The sequence below is a fragment of the Holdemania massiliensis AP2 genome, from assembly GCF_000327285.1.
GTDB classification, from domain to species: Bacteria; Bacillota_I; Bacilli_A; order Erysipelotrichales; family Erysipelotrichaceae; genus Holdemania; species Holdemania massiliensis.
This window is the reverse complement of record NZ_HE998567.1, coordinates 314,424-335,455: the sequence shown is the minus strand read 5'-3', so window position 1 is coordinate 335,455 and position 21,032 is coordinate 314,424. Positions and strand designations below refer to the sequence as shown.

The window sequence follows — 21,032 nt, the reverse complement described above, 5'->3', positions numbered from 1 at the left end:
ATCTGCGGACTCAGCGGGAGAAAAAGAATTTGCTGATCTCCTGCCATTCGCAATACAACCGCATCAATCTCACCGACCGCGCCTATCCGACACCGGAGGAGCCGTCGCATTTTGTCATGCTTCTGCGCAAGCATCTAGAAGGCGGTTTAATTCTTTCTATCGAACAGGGCGGCTTAGACCGTTGGTTAGTGATGGAGGTTTCCCTACGCAATGAGATCGGCGATAAAGTGTTCCGCAAGCTGTACGTCGAATTAATGGGAAAATATGCCAACGTCATCCTGGTTGATGAAAACAACCGCATTCTTGACGCCTTAAAACGGATTCCGCCCTTTGAAAACACCAAGCGAACGATCCAGCCGGGCGCGCAGTTTACCCTGCCTGAACAAGCACCCAAGCAAAATCCGTTTACCGCGCTGACCGTGGATTTCCAACAGCCGCTGCATCAGCAGTTTGACGGTTTTTCACCGCTGTTAGGTCGGGAAGTCGAAGTGCGGATGCACCGCGGTGAAACGTTTGCCGAGATCATGAAACAGCTTGAAAGCAGCGATTCGCTTTTCATCACTAACACGCCGAAGGAAACCCAGTTTCACCTGATCCCTTTAACCCAGTTTGAACAGCCGGCGAAAGCCTATCCGCTGATGGAAGGCATGGATGTCCTTTATTATCATAAGGAAGAAAAAGACCGCATTCGTCAGATGACCGGTGACTTGTTTAAATTTGTACGCAAGCAGCTCAAGCATTACCGGCAAAAGCTGCCAAAGCTCAACGATGCGCTGCAGGAAGCACTGGACTGTGAGAAATGGCGGGAGTACGGGGATTTGTTATACGCCTATGGACAAAACATTGCCAAGGGTACCCCATCCGCCACCTTGACCACTTTCGATCAAAGCCAGCAGGTTAAAATTGATCTGGACGTGCGCTTTGACGGCCGCGGCAACGCCAAGAAATGCTTCCAGAAGTACAACAAAGGCAAAAAAGGCCAGGAGCACCTGTTGGAACAGATTGCCCTGTGCGAGCAGGAAATTGAGTATTTTGAAGGTTTGGAGCAGCAGCTCGAGCTGGCCAACTTCGAAGATGCCCGCGAGATCCGTGAGGAACTGGCAGCGTTGGGCTATATGAAACCGATTCAATCCAAAATCCGCCGCAACCGCAAAAAAGCCAAAGCTCTGCCAGCAATTACCACAATTCATCTGGCTGACGGTGTGACCTTGTATTTCGGCAAGAACAACCTGCAGAATGAAGCGCTGACATTCAAGCTGGCGCGCAAGAATGATCTGTGGTTTCATGCCAAGGATTTCCATGGTTCGCATGTCGTCCTGGATTGCGAACAGCCGAGTGAGGAAACGCTGCGCTGTGCCGCCATGGTTGCGGCTTATTATTCCAAAGGCCGCTATTCCAGCAGTGTCCCGGTCAATTATTGCCCAATCCGCAATCTCAAACGGGTTCCCGGCGCCAAGCCCGGCTTTGTTTCACTGACCAGTTACAAAACCATCTATATTGATCCGGAAGAAGCAGTGATGGATTCCCTGCTGAAAGAAAATCAATGAAAACTACACGCTACTGTCTGACACTGCCGTATCTGGAGGTCGTCAAAAAATTAAAATATGAACTGCGCTGGGGCTGTATCCGCGCCCAGCTGTTAAGTCAAGTGGAAGTCAGTCCCCAGGTCATCATGCTCCTTTTAAAAGTACCGGATCAGACCGAGAACACCGTGCTGATCATCGATCATCTGCATGCAGAAACAGAACTGCGGATCGTTGAGCCGGAAGATCAGGGCTGGGATCAGATCTTAGGCAAACTGTTTCTCACCTTTCGCCTGCCGCCCAAAAAAGTCAATTCATAAAACAAAAACAGCTCCACAATGACATTGGCATTCCTGTCGATGATGACTTGCGATGGATGATGACTTAAAAGAAAGGACGGTGAATCCTCAGATTGATTTGACAGAATGGATGGACCTGCTAGAGCGGCAGATCCATCGATCCTGATTTACGGCGTTGATATACGGCTAGCTGACTATGCTTGCAAGCCCTCATTTTTTATCAGCTCTAAGTCAAGTGATTTCTGCATCGAAAATCGGAAAATCTGTGAGCTTGAATGGTTGTTTATCGAAAGGAAACAGGAAACGGAGGGTTCAGGGGCGATGATCTGGGCTGGTCTGATTATCCAAAGGCATGGAGTATCAGTAAAAATGGGTGGTAATCCGTTTGAATCATAAAATATCTTAAATTTGTTAAAACTTTTCGCTGACAGGGCTGATCCTTCCTGTACAAATTCCGGAAACCCAGGATCACTTCCTGATCACTGGCATAAAAAAAGAAGACATTCTCAGAAACTGATGTTCTGTTAAGTCTTCTTTTTGTTTATTCTTTTTTTGAAATTATTGAGCTGCCAGCTGTTTTGCAGCTACATAGGCCATAACGCAGCCCTGTGAGATGCAGGCTCCGCCAGCCCAATAGCCTGCTACACCGGCAGAACAGGTTCCGACAGCGTATAAGCCGGCGATGGGTTTGTTATCCTGATCCAAAACCTGAGCCTGTCCATCCGTAAGCAGACCGCCGCGGGTTCCACAGGTTCCTGGTACATACCGGCAGCAATAAAACGGCGCCTTTTCGACCTTGCCCAGAGTTGCCGTCAGCGTGGTAAACTGAGAAAAATCGGTTCCCGGCAGGGCCATATACGAATTAGACTGCAAAGTACGCAAAGCATTTTCGCTTTCTCCGCGATGCCATTGAAGATCTGCTCCGGCATCCACATAACTGTTAAACGCTTCAACCTGCTTAAGCAAGCCGGCCGGATCAATTCCCATCCCTGCTGCCAGTGCTTCCAGGCTGTCATAACGCTGGATGTAATCCGGCAGAGCCTCCACCGTCGCACCGCCCGGCAGTTTAAATTGAGAAGTATAGTCCGCGTCACAGATAAAATAACCCGGAATGTTCTCGTAGTTTAATGTCCCGGTATCATAAGCGCTGAATGCCCGGCTGAAAACATCATATTCGCGACTTTCATCGGCAAATCGTTCCCCTTTGGCATTCACGCAGATCGCATGCGGAAATTTCAAATAACAGGCCCAATCCGCCAGCGCGGATGTTGCCATAATTCCATAGTTGCGGTCATCCCCGGGATTCCAAACCGGATTGTCGTAGATAAACGGAACACCCATAACCCGGTCCATCAAAGCCAGCTGAGCTCCCAATCGGGCTCCCATCTTCTGTCCATCCCCGGTATTATTACGGCTGGAACAGGAACGATACAGCGGAAAGGACAGATGATTCCGACGCATGGCTTCATTGTAATCAAAACCTCCAGTTCCAAGAATTACACCTTTGGCCGCTTTGATCCGTAAAGTTTTCTCACCCTGCCGAGCGATCACTCCGATTACCTGACGGTTTTCATCGACGATCAGCTCCTCGGCTGCCGTCCCCATCATCAGCTCAATCTGATCGTGGGTATCGATGTATTCCCGATATTGTTTCCACTGAGCGCCTGCCATCAGCATCTGATTGTCCTGATCTAACGGAAAGGCGGAGCCGCGGCCAACGACAATGCTTTCCGGATACCGGTCATAATAATCATTATGAGCACCCGAGTGGATGAACCTGGACCAGCCTAACGCTTGTCTTGTCCAATCGCAGTATTCTTGAGCATGATCGACAAACGACTCCATCACGCTTAAGCTCATACGATCCTCGCCTACAGCCTGCATATAGGCCAAGCACTTTTCCCGGCTGTCCCCGTTATTCTCTTCTTTAAAATCATTCAGAAAACCAGGCAGCGCATAACCGCCTCCGGAAGTCGTTGACGTGCCGCCAAAAATGTTTTCATCCTTTTCTAAAACCGTGATGGATGAAATCCCCATCTCACAAGCCGCAATCGCAGCGGTAATAACAGTCCCCGTCCCGACGACGATGATCTCGGTTTCCTGATCCCAGGTCAGTTCGCTGCCTTTTTCAGCAGGCGCGGTAGTAGAATTGCAGCCGGTGATCAGGGACAGACCGGATAATCCGATCACTCCGACAGCGGTGCCTTTAAGAAAATCTCTGCGTGAATATTCTTTCATTTCTTTCGCTCCTTTTGTTCTCATTTTATCAAGTTCGGCGAAAGCAAAACAGAAGCAAAAATAAACAGCTTCCGTCATGAGAATTGATCAACTTACAAATTTTGTTTCAAATAGCTCGTCAGTTCCCGCGCCACCTCGTCATATTGTCTTTTACGCATCGTGAATGAGGAAGTGCGCAGAAAATAAGGAAAGGTAAATCCCTGGGTGAACGGAATCAGACGGATATCCCGCATTTGATTGAGCACTGTATTTTTATCATGACAAGCCATGACACCCCGGTTTGCTGCCAATAGAGAATACAGATAAATCGGATCTTCCGTACAAATCTGATGTTGTTCTAATTCAAATGGCATCCATTTCTGACCTGTATATTCTAATTTACCATAACCCAGGGTGGTTGTCAGAATTGTCTGACTGTGAAAATCCTGGGCTGTGATCTGCATTTTCCCTGCCAGCGGGTTATCCCGATGCACCGCCAACATCAGCGGATATTCCGCAATCTGCTCGCTGGTAAAGTTGAGATTGGCTTCACTGGGCATGGTCGTCAGGCAAAAATGCAGCTGTCCCTGCTCCAGCATTTCATTGCTTTGCCGGCCGCTGAGAAATAAAATCTCCCCTTGAATTTCGGAATGAGCCTGAATCCAGCTTTCCAAAAGGATGACTTCCCGCTGATCTGCCCAGCTAACAATCCCAATTTTAATTGGGAGTCGATACTGACTGGAAAATTCCCGCATTTCCTTTTTGATTTTTTCGAATTCTTCAAACTGATGAGCAATCCGACTGTAGAAGAGCTGGCCTTCTTTCGTCAGCTCAACGCCGTTCTTCCCTCTTTGCAAAAGACTGAATCCAAGCTCAGTCTCCAGCTGAGTCAAAGCCGAGCTGATCGTCTGTCGGGTGATGTAGAGTTCCTGAGAAGCCTTAATGATGCTGCCGTAATGAACAGCACAGACAAAGTATTTTAACTGCTGGATTTCCATTCTTCTGTCCTCTTTTCTGTTCGTTTTTTTGCCATTAGACGGAAAATAAATTGCCAGATCGCAAATTTAGCCAGAGCGTTTATTCCATAAAAAAACTTTACCTAAATTTCCAATACAGGTCAAGCTCGAACTGAAAAAGCCTGACAAACACAAAAAATGAACCTTTTCCCGAACAGGATCATTTCCAAGGTTCATTCTTGCTTACATAATACTTATAAAATTTCCAGCAGCTGCCAAAGGTCGTCAATCTGCCACGTTGGCTTTTCCTTTAGCGTCATTGACTGATGTTTCCGATTAACCCAGCATGTATCCAGGCCTGCCGCCTGACCGCCGGCGATATCCGAGCTCAGGGAATCCCCGATCACCAAAATCCGGCGCGGATCTTTTTCCGCAATCGTCCGCAGCACCGGCTCAAAGAATTCAGCCTGCGGCTTCTGCACGCCCAGCTCATCCGAAATGAACAGATGCGTAAAATACTTCGCCATATCCGCCCCGGCTAAACGCTGACGCTGCGTAGGTCCGTCACCGTTGGTAATCACGTCCATTTCTACTTTTCCCTGCAGCGCTGTCATGATTTCACAGGCACCCTCAATCAGATCATAGCCCTGCATCAAAAGCTTTCGATATGCCCGGGAAGCGACTAACCCATCGGCGCCGACCCCCAATTCATCAAAGGTTCGCTGAAACCGCGTGTCCTCAATAACCTGCTTGCCAATCAGTCCCTGTTCGTAATCCGACCACAGCTGATGATTGATCCGCCGGTAACAGGCAAGATGCTCCGCGGTTGCCCCGACACCGAAATCATCCAAAATCCGGCGCAGAGAGCGATCCTCATTTTTTTCAAAATCATACAGCGTGCCGTCTAAATCCCACAATAACGTACTGTACCGCATTATTTTAACCGGCCCTCATTGGCTAACCGGCGCAGCTGCTTAACCTCAAACGGTTTCATCAGCCGGTATTCGCCGACGTTTAAGCCACGCACCGTAATCGGCCCCAAAGAACGGCGGTGCAGGCGGCGAACCTCATATCCGAAGACTTCCAGCATCCGCTTGATCTGACGGTTGCGCCCCTCCTGAATCGTTAATTCAAACGATGTCTGTTCATGGGCAAAATCCTTATTCGTGACCCACAGCTTCGCCGGTAGTGTCTTGATTCCATCGTCCAGAACAACGCCCTGTTCCAGCTGTTTGATCTCCTCTGTCTTCAAAATCCCGTTGATCGTTACCTCATAAACCTTGGCGATATGATAACGAGGATGAATGATTTCATTGGCAAATTCACCGTCATTGGTCATGATCAGCACTCCGGTCGTATCATAGTCCAGCCGGCCTACCGGAAACACCCGCTGCGGCACATCACTCATCAAATCGACAACCGTTCGCCGGGCATGCTCATCATTGAGCGTACACAGCACCTTTTTCGGCTTATTCATGACATAATACACTTTATCTTCGCGCGCAATTGCTTTGCCGTCAACTTCGATCAAAGCTCCCTTGCGTGGTTTTACACCTAATTCCGTTACAACCTGACCGTCGACCTTCACACGCCCCTGCAGAATCAATTCCTCTGCTTTGCGTCGGGAAGTCAGACCGCTGGCCGCAATAATTTTTTGCAGTCGATCCATAATTTATCTCCATCCTTTGCTTTCTTATTTTACCAGACAACCCTGGGAAAGAACAGAGAAATCGGCGTTAAACCAGGAATTGCAGCGTCAGCCAGATCCCCACGCCGATGCCGATGACATCCGCAAACAATCCAATCGGCAAAGCGTTTTTAATTTTCTTGACGCCTACGGATGAAAAGTAAAGTGTGATAACATACAGCGTCGTATCCGTCGATCCCTGAATCACACTCGCCATTTTTCCTGCCAAAGAATCCGGTCCCAGCGTTTTTAAGATATCGACGAGAATCGCCAGCGAAGCGCTGCCGGAGATCGGACGGAAGAACGCCAAAGCAAAGATATCAGAAGGAATTGCCGGAAAAATCTTTCCTAACTGCTGAGCCATGACCGTAAACAATCCGCTTTCTCGTAACAAAGAAACGGCAAACATCATCGCTAACAGGCTGGGAAACAGCGTGACAAACAAGGACAGGCCCTCCTTCGCTCCGCCGACAAACGCGTCATAGGCGTTAAATTGGCGAAGCAGGGCAAACACAAAGATCAGCAGGATTAAAACAGGCAGAATATACAGACTACTTTCCACGGTAATTCACCCACCGATCCAGAGCCAGTCCTCCGATTGAGGCACAGCAGGTTGCCAGAATGGCCAGCGGCATAAAGTCAGTTGGATTCAGCGCGCCGAACTGCGCCCGCAGCGAAACGATTGTTGTCGATAAAATCGTCACTCCCGCTGTGTTCAGGACTAAAAAGGTCACCATCGCCCGGCTGGCTGTTTTCTTATCCGGATTGTGGCGCTGCATGCATTCCATCGCTTTTAAGCCGCTCGGCGTCGCTGCTGAGCCTAACCCAAACACGTTGATCGTGATGTTGGCGGCAATATACCCCAACGCTTCCGGATCATCGCGCAGATCCGGAAACAGAAAACGCAGCAGCGGCGAAAGCAGTTTCTGAAGCATATTCAACAGCCCCACTTCGCGCGCGATATTGAGGATTCCGCTCCAGAAACAGGTAGCTGCCACTAACGGCAGTGCCAATTCCAGGGTTTCCCTGCCGACGTTGACAATCACCTGATTGACAGAACTGACCGAACCGGTCATTAAGCCATAGGCCAGGGAAGCCATGATCAGTAAGATCCAGATCAGATTCATACACACCACCTCCAGAAACAGAAACGGCGGGGCGGCTTGACTGCCGCAAGGGTCTTGACCACCGTATGCGAGGGATCCGTCCAGCATAGCGTCAGTTCATTTTTAGTTTTGTCCAGGGTCATCGTATATTGTCCCTGTCCCGCGTCTTCCTTTTTTACAACAACCTCAAACGGTTCATCCAACTGGGCATAATAGCCTTCCTGTTCGATTTTTCCCGCAGGCTGCAGCGTGATCAGTTCACACGTTTCCATCGCCCTGCGGTATTTCTGTTCGTGAAATGTCCAGCGATCGGGTACCGCTAAGGTCACGACGATATACTCCAGCTGTCCGTTCTGCGCCGCTGTGACCAACGTTTCTCCGGCTCTGTTGGTAAAACCGGTCTTGCCGCCGGTACAGAACTCAAAATTGTTCAGCAGTTTGTTGGAATTTTTCCAGCGGGATCCCCATTCACTCGTATAATACTGGGTCGCAACAATTTCACGGAACTGCGGAATCGTCATCGCATACTGCATTAACAATGCCATATCGTAGGCTGTCGAATAATTTCCTTCTTCTTCGACATCCATTCCATTCGGATTGTGAAATTCGGTGTCCTTCATGCCCAATTCCGCCGCTTTTTCATTCATCATTTTAACGAAGCGTTCGACCGATCCCCCGCCGACCCGATGCGCAATCGCCACCGCTGCGTCATTGCCGCTTTTGAGCATCATACCGTAAAGCAAAGACCGCATTGAAACCTGCTGCCCCTTTGCAATCCAGATCATACTGCCGGTCACGTTCGTCACTTCATCGCCGATGATCCACTGATCGATGTAATCTCCATTTTCCAATGCGACCACCGCCGTCATGATTTTCGAGATCGAGGCGATCGAGCGAACTTCGTGTTCATTTTCAGCTTCCAGAACATTGCCGTCATTGCCGCTGATCACAATATAGGAACCCTCGGCAGCCACCGAGGTCCAGAACAAGCTCAGCGTCAGAAAAAATACCGCAATCTTTTTCATACAGCGCCTCCTGTTTGACAGTGTATGTTTTAACCCGATGATCAAGAATCAGCACTTTTCTCCTTGATTAAAAAAACGGCTTACGGATTTCGGATCAGCGTTAGATCAAAGCGGCCGATAACCCGCTTAAAAGTTGAATTCAGCTTCCCAATCGAACGTTTCTGACGCTTCCAGACTCATCGGCCAATGAGCGCACCAAGCCGGTACCCGCGGCGTGTCCAGTCGGTCAAAGCTAGGCGTATACGGTTTGAGATCCAGAATCGGCGAGCTGTCATGGGCATCAATATAGGCGATTTCAATCAGTCCCCGCGCCGCATCCACATGCAGAATTTCAACGGTTGTCAAACCAATCGGATTGGGTCGGACCGGCGAACGGGTTGCGAAAATCCCCATTTGTTCAGGTCCGTTCTTATACGGCTGCGGAGTCTGGAGCACAGTTCTGTACGGATCACTGTCAAAATCACTGAACCACCATAATACCTGCAGATGACTGAAGCCTTCCAACCCAAGCAAAGCGGGAATGAAAGGTTTGTCTAAACAGAGAAAGGTGCCCTGAGCACCGCAGCGGATTGTGCCGATCGAATTAACTTGATAAGTTTTCATTTTTATTCCTTCCTTTCAGGATAGCTCTACGATAAACCCTGACAAGGTGTGAGAGTCAAGCTGAAAAAACAAACTCCCGATGAAAAATCACAGCGGGAGTCCTTCGTCTGTTTTTCTGATCGGAATCTGAATCTCCGTTAAATATTGCTGGGGATCCGTTTCATTCCACGGACCTCGATGAACAATTTGACGATCGGGTCCTTCGATATGATAATCGTTATTTTCCAGCCATTGGGCTAAGCTTAAATAGGTTTCAGCAATCAGGGAAAAGGGACCGCAGACCCAAGCACAGGCCATTGCCGCTGTCCCTGCCACTTCGCGGAAGTGAAAATTTCCCTGATCGCTTCCAGCTCGTTTTACAGGCAGGCACAATTCAACATCTACGTTTTTCTCCTTGTAATTTTCATCATGATACAGCGAAAACGGCTGACCGGCGATTTCAATTTGTTCTGTCTTAATGAAGGCGGCAATTTCCTTCCACAGTTCGCCCTCGCCATAATAATCAGGAAGCACCCGGCGCAGGGACAGCGCAAGACAGGCCGGAATGGATTTGACCGCAACGTTGAGCAGCTCCGGACGGTCCCCTTTTTCAAGCTGTTCTTTCAATCTTTCCAAGCGTTTGAGCTTTGCCTGTTCGATGCGGATTCCCTGCTCAATTTCAGTCTGTTTTTCAGCGATCCTGGTCAACGGCAGAGAATCTGTCCGATCCATCCACGCCGCAATTTCAGAAATTGTAAAACCGCAGTCCCGTAAAGCCAGTATTTGATTCAGCTGCGGAATCTGCGCAGACGTATACATCCGATACCCGTTTGTCGGATCAATGGTCGCTGGTTTCAATAGCCCCATCTCATCATAATAGCGAAGCATGCGGATGGAAATTTGCGTCAGTTTGGAAAATTCACCTATTTTCAGCATTTCCTATTCCCTCTTTTCAGAATTTATTTTTTTCCAGCGTTTTTTTTGCACGCTCATTTTTTTCGCAGCGTCCGCAGCGGGTACAGCCATTGCATGTCGGCTGACCGCCGCAATGTTGACAATGCGGACCAAAATAAGGCTGATAAAGACGCTCCGGCGGAATTGGCCCATATTCATCTTCCAGTTTGAAAACCTGCGGCTTTCCCGGGAAGCTGACGCCCGATTTCCAGGCCATTTCACTTTGCAGCCTTTTGGACGGCAAAGAATACATTCGTCCGTCCTTGAACAACCGCGAACCCGTTTCAATAAAATTAAACGCCACTTCCGCTTGACGGCATTGGGCGGCAAGCGCTTTAACCCAATCAAAGTCGCAAGGTCGGGCACCTTCATAGTTTTCCCCGCCGCAAATCACCTGTTCAATCTGACCGCAGCTCAGCCATGGCGATAAATCAACCGGCCCGATAAACGGCGCGCACATGACGCCTTTATGCCGAAACGGCAGCTTGATTAACCACGGCAGCCGCTGATCAGCACGTTTCTGGTTCTCAGCCGTCACATTGAAAAAAACATTTTCCCACCCGTCTCCCCAATCCTTCGGCAGACAAGCTTCGACGCGTTCCGGCCGCTTTGTCAGCAGATAAAAAATGACATCGGAACGCTTTTTCATGATCTTCCAGGCTTCTTCACGCCAGGGATCCGCTTCTGCCAGAAAAAAGTCGGAATTCATGCATACGCGCACCCGTTCGCCGCTTTGAATCTTGAAATGACCGCGGCGATCCTTTTTCAGCGGCATGTCGAAACCATTTTGAACCCGGCGAATCTGCGCCCCATCCTGGCCGCGCTGACGATCCAAATAAAACATATAACAATGCTCGCAGCCTTCGCTGATTTTAATACAGCCATGCCATGGATTCCAGATATCATGCATCCGTATCTCCCCTTTGTTCCTGTTTGTTTTCTTCATTGTAGCGAAAAGTTGAATTATTTTCAAGCTTTAATCCTGTAAAGAAAAAAGAATCCTGACCTGAAATCAGAATTCCGCTTATCCCAAGAATCAGTCACCGCTGGTATCCAAGCCAGCCTCAGACTGTCCTGTTATTCTGCTTCAAACGCTGCTCAGCTCTCGATCAGCTGACGGCGCGTCCAGCGGTCGCCGCGAAAGCGCACCGCAAAAAAGGCTGAACGGACAAACCAATCGCAGATCATGGCCAGCCAGACGCCCACAACACCCAGTCCCAGACCTAAGCCGAAAACATAGCTTAACCCAATTCGGCAGATCCACATCGAAGCGATCGAAACGCTCATCGTGAAACGAGCATCATTGGCTGCCCGCAAGGCATTGGGCAGCGTAAAGGAAACCGGCCAGATGACCATGACAAAGAACCCATGGATAAACAACAGCTTAAAAGCAATATCCAGCGTTTCCGGCGACAAATGGTACAGCTTTAACAGAACATTGGCCCCGAGCAGAATACAGATATTTAATGCAATCGAAGCCATATAGGCCCATTTCATCAGTTTTTTGGTATAATAACGGGCTTCCTCGATCTTCCCCGCGCCAACGCACTGACCGACAACGGTCACCAGACCTAAGCCGATGGCGGCTGCCGGAATGACTTCCATCGAAGCAAAGTTATTGGCGACCGCATTGGCCGCAATCGAGGCTGTTCCAAAAACGGCAACTAAGCTCTGCACAAGAATCTTGCCAATCTGAAACATCCCGTTTTCCAATCCGTTAGGCACGCCGATCTGCAGGATGCGTTTGATCATCGGCCAATCAAAACCGAGATGGAAATACGAATCCAGCCGGATCTGATCCTGACGATGCCGAAGCATCACCACAATCAGTACAGCACACACGATCCGTGAGATCAAGGTTGGAATCGCCGCGCCTTCCACGCCCATGCCAAAGCCATAAATCAACAGAGCATTGCCGGCGATATTCAGCGAGTTCATAATCAAGGAAGTCACCATCGAAATCCGCGAATTGCCCATCGCCCGATACAGCGCCGCACAGGAATTATACAAGGCGATAAACGGATAGGACATCGACGTGATAAACAGATAGGTCTGGGCACTGGAGAGCACCTCCGGCTCCACCTTGCCGAAGATCAAAGAAATCAGCGGCTGACCAAAAAGCAGAAAGGCCACCATAATCACCGCCGAAATCACCGTGGTGCATAAGATTAACTGCTTGGCTGAAAAGCATGCCTGCTCCTCCTGTTGACGGCCAAGATACTGCGCCGCGACCACCGCGCCGCCGGTCGCCAGCGCCGCAAAAATATTGATGATCAGAATACTGATTGAATCGACCAGCGAAACACCGGATACGGCAGCTTCTGAAACACTGCTGACCATCATGATGTCCGCCATGCCGACCAATACCGCCAGGATTTGTTCAATCACTAACGGAATGATCAGTTGTTTTAATTTTTGATTGGTAAACATTGCCTTCCCCCATTCTCTGAACTCGTCTGATTATACGCTTTCTTTGCAGAAAGTTCAATTTTGTTTTTCTGTTAATAAGCAAGAAATGAAGCAGAAGAAAAGCTGACGGCGGTCAGCTTTCTGTTTAACCTTGCGTTTGATTTTGTCTTCGGATTCGATTCAGCAGTCCGCCGGCTTGAAGAATCTCGATTTCGCGCGCCGTACAATGATGCTCTGCGCTGAAGGTAAAGCCTTGGGAAGCATCCGTAATCGTTAACGGCTGACCTTCCGCCAGTGCTTCACAATTGACTTCCAGCCTGTCCATCGCTTCAATCCGCTCATAATCCTGCGGGTCTTCAAAAACCAGCGGCAGAATGCCGGCATTAATCAGATTCTGCCGGTGAATCCGGGCATAGCTTTTGGCGATGACCGCTTGAATTTTCAAGTACATCGGCGCTAACGCAGCATGTTCGCGCGAACTGCCCTGGCCGTAATTCTCCCCGGCAAGGATCCAGCCTCCGCCATGCTTCAGACACCGGTCATGAAACTCAGGTTCGATCTGACTGTAACAGAACTCACTGATCTTCTCAATGTTGCTTCGATAAGGGAGAATTTTGGCTCCCGCTGGCATGATGTGGTCAGTTGTGATGTTGTCGCCGACTTTGATCATCACCAATTTATCGATCCTTTCGGCCAACGGCTCCTTCGCTGGATACGGCTTGATATTGGGACCGCGCAGAATTTCCCGCTGCGGATCACAGCTCGGTTTTAAAAGCATTGAATCATCAATTAGATACGCCTCAGGCATCTCGGGCTTGACATAATCGATCGTTTCAGCGCTGCAGACAACCCCGGCGATGGCACTGGCGGCGGCCGTTGCCGGCGAAACCAGATAAATCCCCGCGCTCATCGTTCCGCTGCGGCCATAGAAGTTTCGATTGAAAGTGCGCAGCGATACACCCTCCGTCTTAGGACTTTGACCCATCCCAATGCACGGCCCGCATGTTGCTTCCAACAGACGCGCACCTGCGGCGATCAGATCATCCAAGGCTCCGCAGCGGCTGAGCATCTGCAGCACTTGTTTGGAGCCGAAGGAGATCACCAACGAAACATCCGGATGCACGGTCTTACCTTTGAGTATCCGCGCCACCTCCAACAGATCGGTCAAGGAGGAATTCGTACAGGAGCCGATGGCAACCTGGTTGACCTTCAATCCTGCAAGCTCTTCAACCGGCTTCACCAAATCTGGGGAATGCGGACAGGCTACCAAGGGTTTCAGCGCGGCACAGTCAATTTCAAGGATTTCGTCATATACTGCATCCGGATCCGCCTTCAGCTCGATGAAGTCTTCACCGCGTCCCTGTTTGATTAAAAATTCATGGGTATTTTCATCGCTGGGAAACAGTGAAGTCGTCGCCCCCAGCTCAGCTCCCATGTTGCAGATGGTGCTGCGCTCCGGAACGCTTAAATCAAGAATACCGTCTCCCGTGTATTCAAAGATTTTGCCGACGCCGCCCTTCACGCTCAATAGCGACAGCACTTTTAATATAATATCCTTAGCCCCAACCCCATGCGGCAATCGGTTTTTCAGCCGGATATTGACGATTTTCGGCATTGTTAAGGCAAACGGCATCCCGGCCATGGCACAGGCAACATCCAGTCCGCCCGCCCCGATCGCAATCATCCCCATCGCTCCGGCCGTCGGCGTGTGGGAATCCGATCCCAGCAAGGTTTTGCCTGGTTTATCAAAACGTTCCAGATGCACCTGATGACAGATGCCATTGCCCGGCCGCGAGAAAATAATGCCGTACCGGTCGGCCACCGTGCGGAGATATTCGTGATCATCCGCATTTTCAAAACCATTTTGCAGCGTATTGTGATCGACATAGCTGAGGGAACACTCGGTCTTCACCTGTTCACAGCCCATCGCCTCAAACTGTAAATAAGCCATTGTCCCCGTCGCGTCCTGTGTCAGTGTCTGATCGATTTTGATTTCAATCGGCATTCCGGCTTTCAGTTCGCCGCTGACGCGGTGTGCCGCCAGAATTTTTTCTGCCAAAGTTTTCATCCAACCCCTTCTTTCATAGACTTTATTATATCAGCTTGGCCACGCTTTTGAAAGTCTTTACACAAAAAGTAAAATGTTTTCTTTTTGGTGTCATTTCTTTCATTTTTGTAGTAAACTAGAACCATTGAGGTGAAAACATGAACAGTGAGCTGCAGAAAATCTTCCAGGATTCAATCCCGGAAAACAAAATCGACAACGAATTATATACTAAATATGATGTCAAAAAAGGCCTGCGCAATGAAGACGGCACCGGCGTTTTGATCGGCCTGACCCGGATTGCGGATGTCGTCGGCTACAAACTGGTCAACGGCAAAAAAGTGGACGATCAGGGTGAGCTGTATTATCGGGGAATCCCGATCACACAGCTGTGCCGCAATTTGGATCAGGATGAGATTTGCGGCTACGAGGAAACCTGCTTTTTGATTTTATTCGGCCATCTGCCAACTCAGCAGGAACTTTCCTTATTCACCAGTCAGCTGCGCAGCCGCTATACGCTGCCGGAAGGTTTTCTGGCGACCAATATTCTGCGTTATCCCAGTATGAATATTATGAATCAGATCCAGAAAGCGTTGTTGATGCTGTATGGCGAAGATCCCCAGGCCGATGACATCTCTGTGCTCAACACCTTGGATCAGGGACTTTCCATCTTGGCAAAAATGCCGGCCATTCTTTGTTATTCCATGGCAGCCAAGGCGCATTTCTTTGAAAATAAGAGTTTAATCGTTCATCCGGTTCGCACGGAGTACTCCATCGCTGAGAATATCTTATCCTTGCTGCGACCCGATCAGCAGTTCACTCACCAGGAAGCCAAGATTTTGGATTTGATGATGGTGCTGCATGCAGATCATGGTTCCGGCAACAACTCTACGTTTGCCAACATCGTTGTCGCTTCTACCGGCACGGACATTTACTCAGCAATGGCGGCCTCAGTAGGATCACTGAAAGGTCCGCGCCATGGCGGCGCCAATATTTCTGCCAGAAGGATGATGGATGCGATCCTTGCTGAAATCGGCTTAGAGGCCAGTGATGAGCAGTTGACCGCCCTTTTGGAAAAAATCATGGACAAACAATTCTTTGACGGCAAAGGTCTGATCTATGGAATGGGCCATGCGGTCTACACGCTTTCTGATCCGCGCAGTGAAATCTTAAAGAAACAGATTGAAATTCTGGCGGAAGAGAAAAACTGTAAAGAACGGTTTGTATTTTATCAAAGAACAGAGGAACTGGCGAAACAGGTTATCTATCGACGCAAAGGTATTCATGTCAGCAGCAACATCGATTTCTACAGCGGCTTAGTCTACTCGATGCTCGATATCCCAGAAGATTGCTACTCCCCGCTGTTTGCGGCCAGCCGCATGGTTGGATGGCTCGCTCACAATATCGAAAACAAGCTGTACTGCGATCGGATTGTTCGTCCAGCCGGCAAATATGTCGGTACCTTAGCCGATTATATCCCCATCGACCAACGGAAAAGCCGCTGAATTCCAGCGGTTTTTTTGACAACTTTCCGACTTTGTCAACAATCACAGACAGTTTCGCTTGACTTTCTCTTCCGGCTCTTTATAATTTATAAATAGTTTACAATTAAACCAACTGAAGGAGCTGAATCTATGAATATTCTAATCGTCACGATGATTGCCGGACTTGGTGCTGGGATTGCTACCGGTTTGGCAGGACTATCGGCAGCGGCAGTCATCACCCCGATGCTTGTCACCTTATTGGGCTTTAACGCTTATGAAGCGGTCGGCATTTCACTGGCCTCCGACGTCTTGGCCTCAGCCGTCTCTGCGTATACTTACTACAAACATAAGAATCTTGACATCCGCAACGGTCTTATCATGATGATCTCCACTGTGCTGTTCACTATGGTGGGCAGCTGGTTGGGGTCTCTAATCCCGCAGACAACCCTGGGCAGCTTCTCGGTGTGGATGACCATGCTTCTGGGTGTCCGCTTCATCATTAAGCCTGTCATGAGCGCCAGCTCCAAGAATCAGACCCGCACCGCAAAACAAAAAGCAGTTTTGTCGTTAATCTGCGGTATCTTTATCGGTTTGATCTGCGGCTTTATCGGGGCCGGCGGCGGCATGATGATGCTGCTGGTGCTTGTCAGCGTCTTGGGCTATGATTTAAAAACAGCGGTCGGCACCAGCGTGTTCATCATGACCTTTACAGCGCTGACCGGGGCGCTCAGCCACTTTGCAATCAGCGGCGTCATCCAATGGTTCCCGCTCATCAGCAGCGTTTTCTTCACTTATTTAGGCGCCATGATCGCCGCCCGCTTCGCCAACAAAGCAGAACCGAAGAAGCTGAATCAGGTTACCGGCGTCGTGCTGTTTGTTCTCGGACTCTTTATGCTGGCTGTTAAATATCTTGGCTGAGATTGCGTGTAAAAACTTAAAACAAAGAGTAAAGCAGCGAACGGATTGTTTTATAATGAACAATCCATCCGCTGCTTTTGTTTATCCCCTGCTTTTTATCCCTTCAGTTAGTTTTCCAGCAATCTTTTTCTTACCCGTGTAAAACTGAAGCGTCCACGCTTTTCAACAATATTCAAAATCCAATGTTTCGTTTATGAACATGTTTGTTTTTAAGATCAGTGTAAATAGCAGCCTTCTGGCAGATTTTGTTTGTAAAACAGCTGGACGACTTGGCTGTTTGATAATAAATCGACTGGGATATTCTTATCATAGCTCAAACTTTGATTATCATGAAAACGCACTTGCATCGTCCGTGACTCATCGTCATTCCAATCCTCATATTCATAGTAATTAGAATCCTTAAAATGCCCATCCAATGTGACTTTCATCCATCCGCGCAGCTCATTGAGGACTAACGGATCTTTGACTCCCGCTAATTCGATGTAACAGGATAAATTTTCCGGAATCATCCCTCCTTTATTCGGATAAACATAGAATTCCAACGCAACTTCATTCATCCGCTGAACGCTCAGCCGTTCATACCTATAACAAAGGCTGCGGTAAGCAAGGTTGACTCCCCTAGCTGTCAAGATCAGGATTAACAGGCAAAGCACTTCCTTCACGGTAACTTTGAATCGCTGCTTCGCCAGCATCAAGCCGCCAAAATAAAGCAGGCAAATTAAGAAAACGGCATAGAATAACCCGGTCGCCCATTCCAAAATCGGTTTCCATGTCATTACTAACAAAAGCAGAAACGTATCCAACCGGATCAAAAACACAAGCATCCTCCGTGAGCTTGACAGTCTTCCCGCCTCTTCACTGCGGAACCGGCTTACTTTAAAAAGAAGACAGAGCAGTGCAAGACTTCCCATCAGTACGGCAATCCCGTATTCCAGCCCATTGCCCAGCGTGTTGCCGCTCCATCCATAATCCATCTGCCATACCGACTCACGCATCATCTCAAACATCCGCTGCCAGGGTGAGAGGTTTCTCAGCCAGACCGGCGCTGTATAGCCAAACTGCATATTCATTTTTGTTAAATAGTGAATCGTGTTGATCAAAAATGTCGGCAAAGCTAAGCCGTTAGCAAAAATAATCACCGCGTCAAGCAAGGTATGACAAAAGCTGAAGATCAGCAAATTCAATGAGGTCACTAAAAACAGACTTGCCGTCCATGCCAGAACAAGCTGAAGCATGCTGGAAAAGGAGAGGCTGTGGCGGCAGATCAGCGCAAACAGGAAAAGCAGAGAGGGAATCAGAACCAGGAACTGGACGCAGCCAATCCTTGCGATCCATAGGTTTTTCTGTTCAATCGGCAGGCTGCTGTAAAAGTACGCCGACTTCTTATGATACCGGCTGAGTTCAAATAAAAAGGGTACGCCGGCAGATAAAAGAAATACATAGGCCGGCAAATTATCCAGGTTGATCAACCCGGTTACAAAAAAGCTTCCGCCGATTAAAATGATCCCAAAAAGCGGCAAGGATTGTTTTATCAGATATTTAAAATATTTCTCCGTCATCTTCTTCCTCCCCTTTCCACGATGAATCTGTCATTAAGCTGAAGTAATCTTCCAAGCTAAGCGGCTGGACGTCAGCCAAAACCGGCGATAATTGCGCCATTACGCGGCGTAGGGTCTGTTCGTTTGCACGGACAATCGCATTCCAGCATTTCCCGATCTGTTGGGTCCGGATGATTTCCAAAGCTTTAAAATCAGGTTTGCATTCTTCCCGGAACACCAGCTGGATCCGGAATAAATGATTTTCCAACAAGTCTTCCTGAGCCACAATGGACTGATCCTTCATTAAGAAACAGTGGTCGCAGATGCCTTTGATCTCCTTCAAACTGTGTGATACCAACAATAAAGCCATCGACTTGTCGCTGATCCGATTTGTCAGCTCTCGCACAAGATAACGCCGGACATTCCAGTCCAGCCCGTCATAGACTTCGTCAACCATCAATAACCGCAAGTCCAGACTTAAAGCAATTGAAAATAAGACTTGTCGTTTCTGTCCCTTAGACAAAGAATAAATTCCATTTTTCTCTTCTAATTTGAAGTGATTGAAATGACGCGCCAGCTCTCCTTCGTCCAGGGAATAAAAAATATCAAAGAATTCTTTCATTTGACGAATTGTCCCAAACGGATGAAAATCAAAATCATCACTGATCAGAAACAACGCTTTCCGATTCAGGGGCTGGTGAATCAGATCCTTCCCATCCAATTCGATCTGACCTGCTTCTGGAGTTAAAACGCCGGCGATGCAGTTGAGCAGCGTCGTTTTTCCCGCACCGTTAGGCCCTGCCAGGCCGCAGATCTGACCCGCCTGCACATTCAGGCTGCACTCCTGCAAAATCTTTTTCGTCCCAATCGACTTGGTTACCTTGTCAACGATCAACATCATTTTTCCCTTCCTTCCTAATGATTTCAATCAGCTCTTCAGTGCTGATCTTCAGCTTGCGGCATAGCTGAAGCAGCTGCCGGACTTCCGTTTCCACACCGCTGACTTTTGCGCTTGCGGGCAGCCCGCGGACAAACACCCCTTTTTTTGGCAGCGTATAAAGAATGCCTTCCGCTTCCAGCTCCTGATAGGCCTTTTGCACAGTGTTGGGATTGATATTCAACTGCTGGGCCAGCGAGCGCACCGAGATCAGCTTTTCATCCGGCTGCAGTACTCCGGCTTCAATGAACCGCACGATCTGACGTTTGATCTGTTCATAGATCGGCTCATTGCTTTGCGTATTGATCAGAAACAAGCTTCCGCCTCCAGTCTGTATGATCTGTACTATCTGTATTAACTGTATTATAAGCACTAAGAAATGTCAATGTTTGATTTAAACTTTTCAATGTTGAAACGCTTTTCTTTTTCCAACAGCCTTGTATAATCTAAACAGAAGGAGAGGTTTAATCATGAAAATATTTGCCAATCATGCGCATGTGTTCCGCCAGGATCAACGGCCGGATGGAACGGTCAGCGCTTTGCTTGAAGTCATGGACAAAACAGGGATTGAGAAATGTGTCTGCTTTGCGCCGTTTTACGAATGGGGTCTGGATTATAACCCGAACCTGTGGATGGCGGAAGAGCTGAAAGCTCACCCGGAACTGACAGGTTTCGGTGTCGTCGACATTCATGGTCAGGATCTGACAGGTCAAATCAAGCAGATTCGTGAGCTGGGATTCAAAGGCATCAAGTTGCATCCCGCCTTCCAGAAATTTGCAATTGACGGACCTGAAGCTTTCCAGGTTTATGCCGCAGCTCAAGAAAGCGGGTTGTTCTTGTCCTTCCATACCGGTGTCCATTGGCATCGAATTCAGGATTATCAGCCTTTGTTGTTCGATGAAGTCGCCTGGAATTTTCCAGATCTGAAATTTTCTATGGAACACGTCGGCGGGTATTGCTTCTTTAACGAAGCGCTGGCGGTTATCCTGAACAACCGCGCGGAAGAATCAGGCAAGTGTAACATCTACGCTGGGCTGACGAGCGTCTTTGACAATGACCGCAACCGCTTCTGGTATTTAGGCCAGGAAAAAGTCAGGACACTGCTGCATATGACCAGCGATGAATTGTGTTTATTCGGACTTGATTTTCCTTACAATGATGCCGGAAAAATCACAGCAGCCATTGAAGAAATCATGCGCCTGCCGATCGATGAGGACGCCAAGCAGCGGATCTTAGGCGGCAATCTGGCGCGGGTTCTGGGCGTTGATTTTTAAGTTCTAGACAAAAAAACTTGGCTTGTAAACGGTCCTTCTTATGAAAGACATCCTGCCAAGTTTTCTTTTGCCTGAAACG

The 21,032-nt window shown here is 48.7% G+C and carries 20 protein-coding genes; 5 read left to right on the top strand and 15 right to left on the bottom strand.

Going from position 1 to position 21,032, the window contains the following annotated elements; translation table 11 throughout:
* Both BN162_RS01595 and BN162_RS01590 read left to right on the top strand, forming a co-directional pair.
* On the top strand, nt 1–1,547 hold a 1,547-nt coding region (locus tag BN162_RS01595), incomplete at its 5' end, for an Rqc2 family fibronectin-binding protein (protein WP_020223304.1).
* Entirely contained in the window at nt 1,544–1,843 is a 300-nt protein-coding gene (locus tag BN162_RS01590) for a hypothetical protein (protein WP_020223303.1), read from the top strand. The genes BN162_RS01595 and BN162_RS01590, both read left to right, overlap by 4 nt.
* Before the next feature lie 537 nt (nt 1,844–2,380).
* Here the strand turns inward: BN162_RS01590 and BN162_RS01580 are convergent.
* The 12 genes from BN162_RS01580 to BN162_RS01525 all read right to left on the bottom strand — a co-directional run bounded on the left by BN162_RS01580 (nt 2,381) and on the right by BN162_RS01525 (nt 14,826).
* Nucleotides 2,381–4,060, bottom strand: coding sequence for an FAD-dependent oxidoreductase (locus tag BN162_RS01580; RefSeq protein ID WP_167539986.1), 1,680 nt, complete (start codon nt 4,058–4,060; stop codon nt 2,381–2,383).
* A gap of 92 nt (nt 4,061–4,152) precedes the next feature.
* A complete protein-coding gene (locus BN162_RS01575) occupies nt 4,153–5,037 on the bottom strand; it encodes a LysR family transcriptional regulator (protein ID WP_020223300.1) in 885 nt (294 codons plus the stop codon).
* Nucleotides 5,038–5,249: 212 nt separating this feature from the next.
* A complete protein-coding gene (locus BN162_RS01570; RefSeq protein ID WP_020223299.1) occupies nt 5,250–5,930 on the bottom strand; it encodes a YjjG family noncanonical pyrimidine nucleotidase in 681 nt (226 codons plus the stop codon).
* Nucleotides 5,930–6,664: a pseudouridine synthase gene (locus BN162_RS01565; protein WP_020223298.1), complete on the bottom strand. Its 735-nt coding sequence runs from the start codon at nt 6,662–6,664 to the stop codon at nt 5,930–5,932. The genes BN162_RS01570 and BN162_RS01565 overlap by 1 nt, the downstream gene beginning before the upstream one ends.
* Nucleotides 6,665–6,731: 67 nt before the next feature.
* Nucleotides 6,732–7,244: a spore maturation protein gene (locus tag BN162_RS01560; protein ID WP_020223297.1), complete on the bottom strand. Its 513-nt coding sequence runs from the start codon at nt 7,242–7,244 to the stop codon at nt 6,732–6,734.
* Nucleotides 7,234–7,809: a nucleoside recognition domain-containing protein gene (locus BN162_RS01555; protein ID WP_020223296.1), complete on the bottom strand. Its 576-nt coding sequence runs from the start codon at nt 7,807–7,809 to the stop codon at nt 7,234–7,236. Before BN162_RS01555 ends, BN162_RS01560 begins: the two co-directional genes overlap by 11 nt.
* Nucleotides 7,806–8,813, bottom strand: a complete 1,008-nt coding sequence (locus BN162_RS01550) for a D-alanyl-D-alanine carboxypeptidase family protein (RefSeq protein WP_020223295.1) — start codon at nt 8,811–8,813, stop codon at nt 7,806–7,808. The genes BN162_RS01555 and BN162_RS01550 overlap by 4 nt, the downstream gene beginning before the upstream one ends.
* 126 nt (nt 8,814–8,939) lie before the next feature.
* Nucleotides 8,940–9,416, bottom strand: coding sequence for an SAM-dependent methyltransferase (locus BN162_RS01545; RefSeq protein ID WP_020223294.1), 477 nt, complete (start codon nt 9,414–9,416; stop codon nt 8,940–8,942).
* 87 nt (nt 9,417–9,503) lie between these two features.
* Nucleotides 9,504–10,331 (bottom strand): MerR family transcriptional regulator, encoded by an 828-nt coding sequence (locus BN162_RS01540; RefSeq protein WP_020223293.1) that lies wholly within the window; start codon nt 10,329–10,331, stop codon nt 9,504–9,506.
* 16 nt (nt 10,332–10,347) lie between these two features.
* Nucleotides 10,348–11,259: a DUF5131 family protein gene (locus tag BN162_RS01535; protein WP_020223292.1), complete on the bottom strand. Its 912-nt coding sequence runs from the start codon at nt 11,257–11,259 to the stop codon at nt 10,348–10,350.
* A gap of 188 nt (nt 11,260–11,447) precedes the next feature.
* Entirely contained in the window at nt 11,448–12,779 is a 1,332-nt protein-coding gene (locus BN162_RS01530) for an MATE family efflux transporter (RefSeq protein WP_020223291.1), read from the bottom strand.
* A gap of 124 nt (nt 12,780–12,903) precedes the next feature.
* Nucleotides 12,904–14,826, bottom strand: coding sequence for an aconitate hydratase (locus BN162_RS01525; protein ID WP_020223290.1), 1,923 nt, complete (start codon nt 14,824–14,826; stop codon nt 12,904–12,906).
* Between the two features lie 137 nt (nt 14,827–14,963).
* Here BN162_RS01525 and BN162_RS01520 point away from each other — a divergent pair, with 137 nt between their 5' ends.
* Entirely contained in the window at nt 14,964–16,307 is a 1,344-nt protein-coding gene (locus tag BN162_RS01520) for a citrate synthase (protein WP_020223289.1), read from the top strand.
* A gap of 129 nt (nt 16,308–16,436) precedes the next feature.
* Entirely contained in the window at nt 16,437–17,204 is a 768-nt protein-coding gene (locus tag BN162_RS01515; protein WP_020223288.1) for a sulfite exporter TauE/SafE family protein, read from the top strand.
* Nucleotides 17,205–17,419: 215 nt separating this feature from the next.
* Here the strand turns inward: BN162_RS01515 and BN162_RS01510 are convergent, their stop codons facing one another.
* The 3 genes from BN162_RS01510 to BN162_RS01500 are packed head-to-tail and all read right to left on the bottom strand — an operon-like array spanning nt 17,420 to nt 19,995.
* Nucleotides 17,420–18,763, bottom strand: a complete 1,344-nt coding sequence (locus BN162_RS01510; protein ID WP_020223287.1) for a hypothetical protein — start codon at nt 18,761–18,763, stop codon at nt 17,420–17,422.
* A complete protein-coding gene (locus BN162_RS01505) occupies nt 18,744–19,643 on the bottom strand; it encodes an ATP-binding cassette domain-containing protein (protein ID WP_020223286.1) in 900 nt (299 codons plus the stop codon). The genes BN162_RS01510 and BN162_RS01505 overlap by 20 nt, the downstream gene beginning before the upstream one ends.
* Nucleotides 19,627–19,995, bottom strand: coding sequence for a GntR family transcriptional regulator (locus BN162_RS01500; protein WP_020223285.1), 369 nt, complete (start codon nt 19,993–19,995; stop codon nt 19,627–19,629). The genes BN162_RS01505 and BN162_RS01500 overlap by 17 nt, the downstream gene beginning before the upstream one ends.
* A 154-nt stretch (nt 19,996–20,149) precedes the next feature.
* On the opposite strand from BN162_RS01500, the gene BN162_RS17565 reads away from it, so the two are divergent.
* Nucleotides 20,150–20,953, top strand: coding sequence for an amidohydrolase family protein (locus tag BN162_RS17565; protein ID WP_020223284.1), 804 nt, complete (start codon nt 20,150–20,152; stop codon nt 20,951–20,953).
* The last annotated feature ends 79 nt before the right edge of the window (nt 20,954–21,032 follow it).

What these genes read in the sequence shown, in the direction of transcription:
- BN162_RS01550 (WP_020223295.1), bottom strand. Translation starts at nt 8,813, where the DNA reads ATGAAAAAGATTGCGGTATTTTTTCTGACGCTGAGCTTGTTCTGGACC.
- BN162_RS01515 (WP_020223288.1), top strand. Translation starts at nt 16,437, where the DNA reads ATGAATATTCTAATCGTCACGATGATTGCCGGACTTGGTGCTGGGATT.
- BN162_RS01520 (WP_020223289.1), top strand. Translation starts at nt 14,964, where the DNA reads ATGAACAGTGAGCTGCAGAAAATCTTCCAGGATTCAATCCCGGAAAAC.
- BN162_RS01505 (WP_020223286.1), bottom strand. Translation starts at nt 19,643, where the DNA reads ATGATGTTGATCGTTGACAAGGTAACCAAGTCGATTGGGACGAAAAAG.
- BN162_RS01535 (WP_020223292.1), bottom strand. Translation starts at nt 11,259, where the DNA reads ATGCATGATATCTGGAATCCATGGCATGGCTGTATTAAAATCAGCGAA.
- BN162_RS01580 (WP_167539986.1), bottom strand. Translation starts at nt 4,060, where the DNA reads ATGAAAGAATATTCACGCAGAGATTTTCTTAAAGGCACCGCTGTCGGA.
- BN162_RS01565 (WP_020223298.1), bottom strand. Translation starts at nt 6,664, where the DNA reads ATGGATCGACTGCAAAAAATTATTGCGGCCAGCGGTCTGACTTCCCGA.
- BN162_RS01590 (WP_020223303.1), top strand. Translation starts at nt 1,544, where the DNA reads ATGAAAACTACACGCTACTGTCTGACACTGCCGTATCTGGAGGTCGTC.
- BN162_RS01530 (WP_020223291.1), bottom strand. Translation starts at nt 12,779, where the DNA reads ATGTTTACCAATCAAAAATTAAAACAACTGATCATTCCGTTAGTGATT.
- BN162_RS01575 (WP_020223300.1), bottom strand. Translation starts at nt 5,037, where the DNA reads ATGGAAATCCAGCAGTTAAAATACTTTGTCTGTGCTGTTCATTACGGC.
- BN162_RS01540 (WP_020223293.1), bottom strand. Translation starts at nt 10,331, where the DNA reads ATGCTGAAAATAGGTGAATTTTCCAAACTGACGCAAATTTCCATCCGC.
- BN162_RS01510 (WP_020223287.1), bottom strand. Translation starts at nt 18,763, where the DNA reads ATGACGGAGAAATATTTTAAATATCTGATAAAACAATCCTTGCCGCTT.
- BN162_RS01525 (WP_020223290.1), bottom strand. Translation starts at nt 14,826, where the DNA reads ATGAAAACTTTGGCAGAAAAAATTCTGGCGGCACACCGCGTCAGCGGC.
- BN162_RS01570 (WP_020223299.1), bottom strand. Translation starts at nt 5,930, where the DNA reads ATGCGGTACAGTACGTTATTGTGGGATTTAGACGGCACGCTGTATGAT.
- BN162_RS17565 (WP_020223284.1), top strand. Translation starts at nt 20,150, where the DNA reads ATGAAAATATTTGCCAATCATGCGCATGTGTTCCGCCAGGATCAACGG.
- BN162_RS01545 (WP_020223294.1), bottom strand. Translation starts at nt 9,416, where the DNA reads ATGAAAACTTATCAAGTTAATTCGATCGGCACAATCCGCTGCGGTGCT.
- BN162_RS01555 (WP_020223296.1), bottom strand. Translation starts at nt 7,809, where the DNA reads ATGAATCTGATCTGGATCTTACTGATCATGGCTTCCCTGGCCTATGGC.